Source organism: Wolbachia endosymbiont of Leptopilina clavipes (assembly GCF_006334525.1).
GTDB lineage: Bacteria > Pseudomonadota > Alphaproteobacteria > Rickettsiales > Anaplasmataceae > Wolbachia.
In genome coordinates, this window is record NZ_QJHA01000028.1 from 1 (window position 1) to 9,341 (window position 9,341).

Annotated in this window: 7 protein-coding genes, 4 tRNA genes and 2 pseudogenes; 7 read left to right on the forward strand and 6 right to left on the reverse strand. The window is 36.3% G+C overall.

Annotated features, from left to right (window positions below):
- From OUY_RS03105 to mnmE, 4 genes and pseudogenes are all read right to left on the reverse strand, one after another.
- A pseudogene (locus OUY_RS03105) lies at positions 1–564 on the reverse strand (helix-turn-helix domain-containing protein); the annotation flags it as partial.
- 125 nt (positions 565–689) lie between these two features.
- Complete coding sequence (locus OUY_RS03110) at positions 690–1,694, reverse strand: NAD(P)/FAD-dependent oxidoreductase (protein WP_139686660.1); 1,005 nt, start codon at positions 1,692–1,694, stop codon at positions 690–692.
- 168 nt (positions 1,695–1,862) lie between these two features.
- Positions 1,863–1,950: transfer RNA gene (locus OUY_RS03115), tRNA-Ser, on the reverse strand.
- Positions 1,951–1,997: 47 nt separating this feature from the next.
- Complete coding sequence (gene mnmE / locus OUY_RS03120; RefSeq protein WP_010404146.1) at positions 1,998–3,326, reverse strand: tRNA uridine-5-carboxymethylaminomethyl(34) synthesis GTPase MnmE; 1,329 nt, start codon at positions 3,324–3,326, stop codon at positions 1,998–2,000.
- A 131-nt stretch (positions 3,327–3,457) separates the two neighbouring features.
- Here mnmE and nuoI point away from each other — a divergent pair, with 131 nt between their 5' ends.
- The 3 genes from nuoI (at position 3,458) to infC (ending at position 6,641) form a co-directional block, all read left to right on the forward strand.
- Positions 3,458–3,940, forward strand: a complete 483-nt coding sequence (gene nuoI, locus OUY_RS03125; RefSeq protein WP_010404144.1) for an NADH-quinone oxidoreductase subunit NuoI — start codon at positions 3,458–3,460, stop codon at positions 3,938–3,940.
- A gap of 269 nt (positions 3,941–4,209) precedes the next feature.
- Positions 4,210–6,111 carry a threonine--tRNA ligase gene (thrS, locus tag OUY_RS03130; protein ID WP_139686661.1) on the forward strand — a complete coding sequence of 634 codons (1,902 nt, stop codon included), beginning with the start codon at positions 4,210–4,212 and terminating at the stop codon, positions 6,109–6,111.
- Positions 6,112–6,122: 11 nt separating this feature from the next.
- A complete protein-coding gene (infC, locus tag OUY_RS03135; protein ID WP_010404127.1) occupies positions 6,123–6,641 on the forward strand; it encodes a translation initiation factor IF-3 in 519 nt (172 codons plus the stop codon).
- A gap of 22 nt (positions 6,642–6,663) precedes the next feature.
- Here infC and nuoF read toward each other — a convergent pair whose 3' ends face one another.
- Together nuoF and OUY_RS03145 are read right to left on the reverse strand one after the other, a co-directional pair.
- The gene (gene nuoF, locus OUY_RS03140) at positions 6,664–7,917 is read right to left on the reverse strand and encodes an NADH-quinone oxidoreductase subunit NuoF (RefSeq protein ID WP_139686662.1); all 1,254 of its coding nucleotides are present in this window, start codon (positions 7,915–7,917) and stop codon (positions 6,664–6,666) included.
- A gap of 17 nt (positions 7,918–7,934) precedes the next feature.
- Positions 7,935–8,007: transfer RNA gene (locus OUY_RS03145), tRNA-Lys, on the reverse strand.
- Positions 8,008–8,306: 299 nt separating this feature from the next.
- On the opposite strand from OUY_RS03145, the gene OUY_RS03150 reads away from it, so the two are divergent.
- From OUY_RS03150 to OUY_RS03165, 4 genes and pseudogenes are all read left to right on the forward strand, one after another.
- Positions 8,307–8,382, forward strand: a tRNA-Ala gene (locus tag OUY_RS03150).
- A 17-nt stretch (positions 8,383–8,399) separates the two neighbouring features.
- Positions 8,400–8,464 (forward strand) — tRNA-Val (locus tag OUY_RS03155).
- Between the two features lie 317 nt (positions 8,465–8,781).
- Positions 8,782–9,012 carry a hypothetical protein gene (locus OUY_RS03160; RefSeq protein WP_139686663.1) on the forward strand — a complete coding sequence of 77 codons (231 nt, stop codon included), beginning with the start codon at positions 8,782–8,784 and terminating at the stop codon, positions 9,010–9,012.
- A gap of 106 nt (positions 9,013–9,118) precedes the next feature.
- A pseudogene (locus OUY_RS03165) lies at positions 9,119–9,341 on the forward strand (IS630 transposase-related protein); the annotation flags it as partial.

The following is a 9,341-nucleotide window of genomic DNA, read 5'->3' on the forward strand; positions in this document are numbered from 1 at the left end:
CAAAGGTTTGCTGGTAAATTCGTCCAATACCTTTGATATTACCAACATAATAACTGTCTTGGCTACCTAAGTATCCTGGATGCTCTGTTTCAATTTCTCCATGGGCCTCTTTTTCTTCCTTAGCCTTTTCTAGAGCTGTTATCTGTTCTTCTGTTAAAATGATACCATCCTGAGCTACTTTTGCTTCTAATGCCTTTAACCTCTTTTTAAAATTTTCAAGATCGTTTCTTTGCCACACTGATCTTATTCCACTTGCAGAGATGAGAATTCCTCTCTTTTTCAGTTCGTTTGCTGCTCTTTCTTGTCCGTATGCTGGAAACTCTATTGCTATTTCAACTACTGCTTTTTCTATATCCTCCGACACTCTATTTGCATACAATGGCTTGCTTTTGCTTATCTCGTGTAAAGCCTCTTCTCCTCCTGTTTCATACAGTTCTTTGAAGCGGTAAATGTATCCCTTGAATATCCCATTACTTTACACGCCTGTGATACATTTCCTAATTGCTTTGCAAGTTCTAGCAATCCCAACTTTGGTTTTAGTATTTTTTCTTGTGTTGTATTCATATCTGACACTCCTTTAAAACTTGTCTATATTTTTATCTTACTTTGTTTGCTTGTCAGATCAAGTCTAGACTATTACATCTTATGCTTGAGATAACTGCATGCAGGTTCATGGATCTCTTTACTCTTTAATTTCGATGAATTCCCTTTGAAGTTGAATATTGAAAATTAACTGGAGAATTGTGAATTACTTTGTATATGTGATAACAAGCCATGGCGCTCTCAGCAAAGCCATTTAGTATCAATTTTAGTTTGCCTGGATAAGTAGCTATATCTCCGATTGCATATATTCTATCTCTACTGGTTCTAAGTGTAACTGGGTCGACAGTTATGCGGCCATGTTCTAACTCTATACCCCAACTGTTTATTGGTCCAAGATTCATTGACAATCCAAAAAATGGCAGCAAAAAATCAACGGATATTTCTTTTTCTTCCTTAGAGGCAATGTTTTTTACTATCACTGCGCTCAATTGCCCATTACCTCCTGCTAGTTTGTGTAATTGATATGGCACTACCAGTTCTATCTTTCCATTATTTTCAAGTGATTCTAATTTATTTCTAGTTTCAGGAGTGCAGCGAAATTCCTTTCTTCTATGTATCACATAAATTTTCTTTGCAACTTTAGAAAGTTCTACAGTCCAATCAGCTGCAGAATCCCCCCCCCCTGCAATGACTATAGTTTTGTCCTGAAAATCAGAAATTTTATTTACATTATAAAATACAGATTTATTTTCATATTCTAATATACCACTTAAGGGTGGACGGTTAGGTTTAAACATTCCGTTACCTGCAGCAATGATAACGGCTTTGCATTTTACCTCTGTACCTATGTTCGTTATGATAGTAAAGTTTTCACCTTCGTTATTTGAAATCTTTTCCACTTTTTGACTTAAATGGTAAACAGGCTCAAACGGTGAAGCTTGCTCCATTAGTCGCTCAATTAATTTTTGGGCAGTAATTACAGGATAACCAGGTATATCATATATTGGCTTTTCTGAGTAAAGAGCTGTGCATTGTCCTCCTGCTTGATCCAAAACATCTATTACATGACATCTCATATCAAGCATTCCCGCTTGAAAAGCAGTGAATATTCCAACAGGCCCTGCACCTATTATTACGATATCGGTTTCCATATTCAGATGGTGATCTATTTATAGATATTAGCTTTCTTTGCTAACAAGGTCAATTTACAAAGGGATGTATTTTTAAAAGATGTGGCTAGATTAGATAAGATTTCCAGCGTTATGAACCACATAGTCCAAATAAGCTCTAAAAATCAGCTATCATAGCGAGATGCTGTGCGGACGGAATGGGATTCGAACCCATGGTACGCTCATCACGTACGTCAGTTTTCAAGACTGGTGCCTTAAACCGCTCGGCCATCCGTCCACCTCTTTTTTACCACAATATTTAATTTCAAGCAATCTATAAAAATCTTACTTGCCTACACAAAAGCTACTAAACACACTATCCAATATTTCCTCAACATTAATAATTCCAATTACTGCACCAAGTTCAAATGCAGCAAGCCTCAAATCTTCAGATATTAACTCAATTGGATTATCAATATTAAAACGTTGTAAATGCTCCAGTGTTTTCTGCATGTGAATCCTATGTCTTTGCCGAGTAATTACAGGAGTGTCTCTATCATGCCCAAATTTTTCCTCTACTTTCTCTTTAATTACAGAGATTAGTCTTTCTGTACCTATTCCTTTTAAAATAGAAACAGGTAAAAAATCTATACTGTTAATTTTTATGCTGTGGTCATTGATAATATCATCGGCTTTGCTCAGCACGTAAATGGTGTTACTATTTTCAACACGGCAATCGATTCCATGACGCTGTTTGAAGGGAAATAGCTCTATTCTTAAATTAGCTTCAAGGGATCTTTTTCTTGCCCGACTTATACCTTCTGATTCTACCGGATCTGAACTTTCATGAATGCCAGCAGTATCAGAAAGGATAACTGGATATCCGGCAACGTCAATATGGGCCTCGAGTATATCCCTTGTTGTACCCGCATATTCAGAAATAATAGCAATATCACGCTTGGCCAAAAAATTAAACAGCGTTGATTTACCAACATTTGGTTTACCAGTTATTACAACGTGTAAACCCTCACGCAACCTTTCGCCTCGTCTATTATCATTTAGGTGCTCTTGTATTGATTGCACAAGAGTTTTCACTTCATTATTAATTTTTTCCAACTCATTTTTTTCTGCCAAAATATCTTCTGGAAAGTCTATATATGCTTCGATTTTGGATTGTATCGTTATTAATTTCTGCTTCCAACTGCTATATAGCCTCTCCAATTCTCCTGATATCTGCTTAATCGCTTGTTTAGCTTGCATTTTTGTCTCAGCATCAATTAAGTCTGCAATTCCTTCTATTTGCGTTAAGTCAAATTTACCATTTAGAAAAGCCCTAAGTGAGAATTCCCCAGGCCTGGCCATAACGAAAATTTTTGATAATTCCTCCAAGATGATTTTTATAACTGCCTTGCTTCCATGCATTTGTAACTCTATAACATCCTCGCCAGTGAAGCTGTTTGGGGCAGGAAAATAAATAATTATTCCATTATCTATCAATTGACTGGAATCATCATATAGATCAACTAAAGTAGCAAATCTTGGTTTAATTTCTTTCTTAATATGAAAATGATTTAAAGCTTTAAGCGCGTAGTTGCCTGAAATTCTGACTACTGCAACTCCTGACTTACCAAATACGGTCGATAAAGCGAAAATAGTTTCATTTGTGTTTGTCATTATTGATATAAACTACTTAGCAATATTACACTTAAGAAACCAAAATACCTAAAAAGTCACCCAGGTGAAAATATTTATTTTGAAAACTGATAATATGATTTATAATGACTGACACAAGTTTTAAATATTTTATGCTCAAGAAATTAGCTTGGTACTGGTCTTTTGTAGAGTTAATTAAAGGGTTTGTTATTACATTAAAATATATGTTTAAGCCAAAGGTTACTTTGAGGTATCCTATAGAGAAGGGCCCTTTAAGTCCAAGGTTTCGCGGTGAGCATGCGTTGCGTAGGTATCCAAACGGTGAAGAGCGCTGCATAGCTTGTAAATTATGTGAAGTTATCTGCCCTGCCCAAGCAATAGTTATCGAAGCAGAGGAAAAAGAAGACGGAAGTCGTCGCACTACACGTTATGATATTGATATGACAAAATGTATATATTGTGGGCTTTGCCAGGAAGCATGTCCTGTTGATGCAATTGTGGAGGGTCCTAACTTTGAATTTGCTACTGAAACAAGAGAAGAGCTAATGTATAATAAGGAAAAATTATTGCGTAATGGTGAAGTTTGGGAAGACGCAATTGCACTCAGGTTAAAAAAAAATAGACCTTATTATTAATGTTCAGAGCTTATAACCCTGTTATCCATTATGATTTAGGGGCAGTGCCCACTAGGGGTGGTGTCATCCCAGTGCTTGACACTGGGATCTATCTTATTTTCATCATGGACATTATTTTAACATATATTCCTAGAATCTGTTGTCCATTGCATAACTTGCGAATATTTTTATACTTAGATCCCAGTGTCAGCTACTCGGATGACATCATAGGGGGCACTGGAATGAACACCAGATATTGGCTTTTACTGATTATACAGGAGGTATGACAAATGATAAAAGTCACTTTTTCAACTGAACAAAAAGTAGAGAAATATAGCGGTAAGGTTACCGATTTTAATATACTACAACCAGAGGTTTTAAAGGAAGTAGTTGCTTTAAAGATCAATGGTGAGCTATATGACCTCTCACATGAAATTGAATCTGATACAGAGATAGAAATAATAAAGCTCAGTGACGAAGCGGGTTTGGACATAATCAGACACGATGCTGCTCATATAATGGCTCAAGCGGTAAAAGAGCTATTTCCTAATACTCAGATTACTATTGGCCCAACAATTCAGGACGGTTTCTACTATGACTTCGCCACAGATCGTACCTTTACTCCGGATGATCTAATGGCAATAGAAAAAAAAATGAAAGAAATCATAAAAAGCAATCACAAGTTCATTCGAGAAGTTTGGACTCATAAGCAGGCAATTGACTTTTTTAGCAGCATAGGTGAAAAATATAAGGTGAAAATTATTTCCTCCATACCAGAAAGTGACAACCTAACTGTGTATAGACAAGGTGATTTTGTAGACCTATGCCGTGGTCCACATTCGCCATCAACTGGTAGAGTCAAAGCTTTTAAACTTATAAAAGTTGCAGGAGCATACTGGCGTGGCGATTCTAAGGGTCCAATGTTGCAGCGAATATATGGTACTGCATGGAGAGATAAGAATGAATTAAACGCTTATCTTGAACATCTCAAAGAAGCAGAGAAACGTGATCACCGCAAAATTGCTAAGGATATGGATTTATTTCACATTCAAGAGGAAGCTGTTGGACAGGTTTTTTGGCATGAACAAGGGTATATTTTATATAATGTTCTTGAGTCTTACATTAGAAAGAAGTTAATAAATAATGGCTATTTTGAGGTAAAAACCCCTATTTTAGTAAGCAAAGAGCTGTGGGAAAAGTCGGGACATTGGGATAAATTCCGTGAAAATATGTTCATTGTTGATGAATCTGAAAGCAAAAAGTTAGCAATAAAACCCATGAATTGCCCCTGTCATGTGCAGATTTTTAACTATCATACTAGAAGCTATCGTGATTTACCGATCCGTATGGCGGAATTTGGTATGTGCCATAGAAATGAAAGCTCAGGTTCATTGCACGGACTAATGCGAGTGCGTGGTTTTACGCAAGATGATGCACACATTTTTTGTATGGTAGAACAAGTTAATTCTGAAACTGTAAAATTCTGTGACCTTTTAAAAGAAGTATATTCAGAGCTTGGGTTCAATGAAATTTTTGTGAAATTTTCAGACCGTCCAGATGTTAGGGCAGGGGATGATGAAGTTTGGGATAGGGCTGAAAAAGCATTGCTTGAAGCAGTTAAAGAAGCAGGGCTCTGTTATGAACTTAATCTTGGCGAAGGTGCATTTTATGGTCCAAAATTAGAGTTTGTCTTGAAAGATGCAATAGGTAGAAATTGGCAATGTGGAACGTTGCAAGTTGATTTCATTTTACCAGAACGCCTGGGAGCTGTTTATGTAGGAGCAGACGGACAAAAGCACCACCCTGTTATGCTACATAGAGCAATTCTTGGAACTTTTGAACGTTTTATTGGGATTTTGATAGAAAATTATGCAGGAAAATTTCCAATTTGGCTTGCTCCAACGCAACTTGCTATTCTGACCATTATAAATGAAGCTGATGGTTATGCTACTGAAATCAGCAATATTTTAAAAGAACAAGGTGTTAGAATTAAGACCGATTTGACCAATGAAAAAATTAGTTATAAGATACGCTTGCATAGTTCAAATAAGGTACCTACATTATGGGTTATAGGTAAAAATGAGATCATCAATAGAACTGTGTCAGTGAGAAATTTAGGGTCAGAAGAACAAGAATCTTTTCCTTTGGAAAAGGCTACTGAATTGCTTTTAAAAAGTATTAATTTGAGTTAAGGGAGAAAAACTTGCAAGTTCAAAAGAATAATAAAAACAAAATTAATGAATTCATCACAGCTAAGGAAGTACGCTTAGTTGATCATAATGGTGAAATGGTTGGAATTGTGCCATTAAGACAAGCTTTGGAAGTTGCACAAGGTGTCAATTTAGACTTGGTAGAAATTGCACCTGATTCAACTCCTCCAGTATGTAAAATACTCGACTACAGTAAACAAAAATATGATGCAAAAAAGAAGGCAAGCGAGGCAAAAAAGAAACAAAGAGCATTAACTATAAAGGAAATTAAGCTGGGCCCCAATATTGATAATCATGACTATGAAACAAAATTGCGTCAAACAAGAGATTTTCTTATATCTGGGCATAAAATCAAGTGCACAATGAAATTTAGAGGTAGAGAGCTTATAAATACTGAGGTTGGAGTGGAAAAATTAGAACGGCTAATTCGAGACACTGAAGATATTGCAAAGGTAGAGCTAGCGCCTAAAAGGGAAGGAAATCAATATTTTCTAACTCTGGTTGCTAAGTAGTAAAACGACTTAAAAGTGTAAGTTAAGTTACTGCCCTATCTTCAATTACATGACGAAAATGTCTGATTAGCCCTTGCACTGGCCAAGCTGCAGCATCGCCAAGCGCACAAATTGTATGTCCTTCTATTTGAGTTGTAAGGTCAAGTAGCCTATCTACTTCACCAGGTTTAATATTTCCTGCTACCATTCTTCTCATAATTCTCCACATCCATCCAGTACCTTCACGACATGGTGTACATTGCCCACAGGACTCATGCATATAGAAATGTGATAATCTTTCTATTGCAGCTATTATGTCAGTTGATTTATCCATCACTATCACAGCAGCAGTACCAAGCCCTGATTGTACAGCTCTCAATGAATCAAAATCCATTTCAATAGTATCGCATATAGATTTTGGAATTAATGGTACTGAAGACCCACCAGGTATTACAGCAAGTAAGTTATCCCAACCTCCTCGCACTCCACCTGCATATTTTTCAATTAATTCACGTAGTGAAATTCCTAGCTCTTCTTCAACATTACATGGATTATTTACATGCCCTGAAATACAAAAGACCTTAATGCCAGTATTATTTGGTTTACCAAGAGATGCAAACCACTCTCCTCCGCGATTTAGGATATCTGGAACCATAGATATAGTTTCAACGTTGTTTATTGTAGTGGGGCAGCCAAAAAGTCCAACACCTGCGGGAAATGGAGGTTTCATGCGAGGAAAGCCCTTTTTTCCTTCAATGGATTCGAGTTGAGCTGTTTCTTCCCCACATATGTAAGCTCCTGCACCCCTATGGATAAACACATCAAGATCATAACCTGACTTGCAGGCATTTTTTCCAATTAAGTTTTCTTTATAGGCTTCCTCAAGTGCTTTTTTTAGAACTAAATGTTCATTATAAAATTCACCCCTGATATAAATATACGCAGCTGATGCGCTGATCGCTCTGCCAGCCAGAAGAATTCCCTCAAGTAGCTTGTGTGGCTCATATCGTAATATGTTTCTGTCTTTACATGTACCAGGTTCTGACTCATCTGCATTGACTACTAAATATGCTTTTGGAGGATTTTTAGGCATAAAGCTCCACTTAAGGCCAGTAGAAAATCCTGCACCTCCTCGACCTCTCAAGCCAGATTTCTTTACTTCATCAATGATTTTTTCTGATCCTAAATCCAGTAATTCCTTTGTTTTTTGCCAACTACCACGTTTTTTTGCACCCTCAAGTAGTGGTGTTTCTTTACCATTTAAGTTTGTGAATATTTTGTCCTGTTCTTTTAGCATGCTTTTAAGATTCTAAGTGATCCCGACGCGATTCGAACGCGTGACCCACTGATTAAAAGTCAGTTGCTCTACCGGCTGAGCTACGGGATCATTTTATTTTTCAGCTATACTAAACAGTAATATAGTTTTTATCCATTTTAATCAAACTAAAATTTTCATGTGTGGTTAAATAAATTATATAATGTACTGTATTAGTGATAATTTAATTAAAAATTTTTGAAGGAAAACTTCTTGTTAATTCAAAGATTCATTTGGTAAAGCTGACGTACAACTCTAAAAAGATAGAGAATTATACATAAATGCAGAATTTGTGCACTATTTAGCAATAGCCTCACAAATAAATATTTCTTGCATTTCAGCCTGAGTGATTTATGCTTTAAGCAAAAGTTGGGGGCATAGCTCAGCTGGTAGAGCATCTGTTTTGCACGCAGAAGGTCAGCGGTTCGATCCCGCTTGCCTCCACCAATCCACAAACAAGAAAAGGGCGGTTAGCTCAGTTGGTAGAGCATCTCGTTTACACCGAGGGGGTCGGCACTGTCATCGCCCATTAAATGGAGAGTTTTTAGCCAAAATTTAAAATACAAAAAGACACTAAAAACTAATCAAATAAACACGGTATCTCACTGTCAATATTTACCCATAAAAACTCTATATTTTACATAATCTATTAAGAATACTCTCTATTTCTCTACAATATAGGGTATTTTTCAACAATTTAGATAGAGTAAACAAGTCAATAAAAGAATTTAATTTGACAGTAGAGAGAGGTTTGTTTTGAAAAATATTTTAGATTGAGAAAAATTAGTGCTAAGTTGCAAAAATCTTTTTTTAACAGTATACTGTAATAACACTAAGGTACTAGTAGTGACAGGGATTACACAAGAAAAATACTCATCAAAAACTCTAGCATCAGAACTGCAAAATCTTCCAGAACCTAGAGCAAGTCTTAATTCAGCTTATGAAAGCAGTGATATTGATGAGAATATTATTTTAGAACTTCCACTCAATAATTTGCTTTGTCTATTAGAAGCTCCTAAAGATGGCGACGAAAGAAGAAATGCTCGGTCAGGGTATCAAACATGCATAGATTTTTAAGAACTCATTATATTGTAAACGAGCAAGAAATAAACTCTAAAAGTATAGCCCTTCTCATAATAGTCCAAACGAGGAAAATAAGGTTTTATAGTAGTGGAAGGTAAGGATGCCAGTAGCATATAGTTATGACTTAAGAAAAAAGGTAATGGAAGCATTGGATGAAGGAGAGAGTGGAGAAACTGTTGCCAAGAGATTTAAGATCGGAAAAACAACTTTATATGAGTGGAAGAAAAGACGTGAGAAAACGGGAGATTTTCAGTCAAAAAAGCCTGGAAGCGTGGCATAAAATTACCGACTGGAATGCATTTGCCGAATTTGCAAATGAGCAA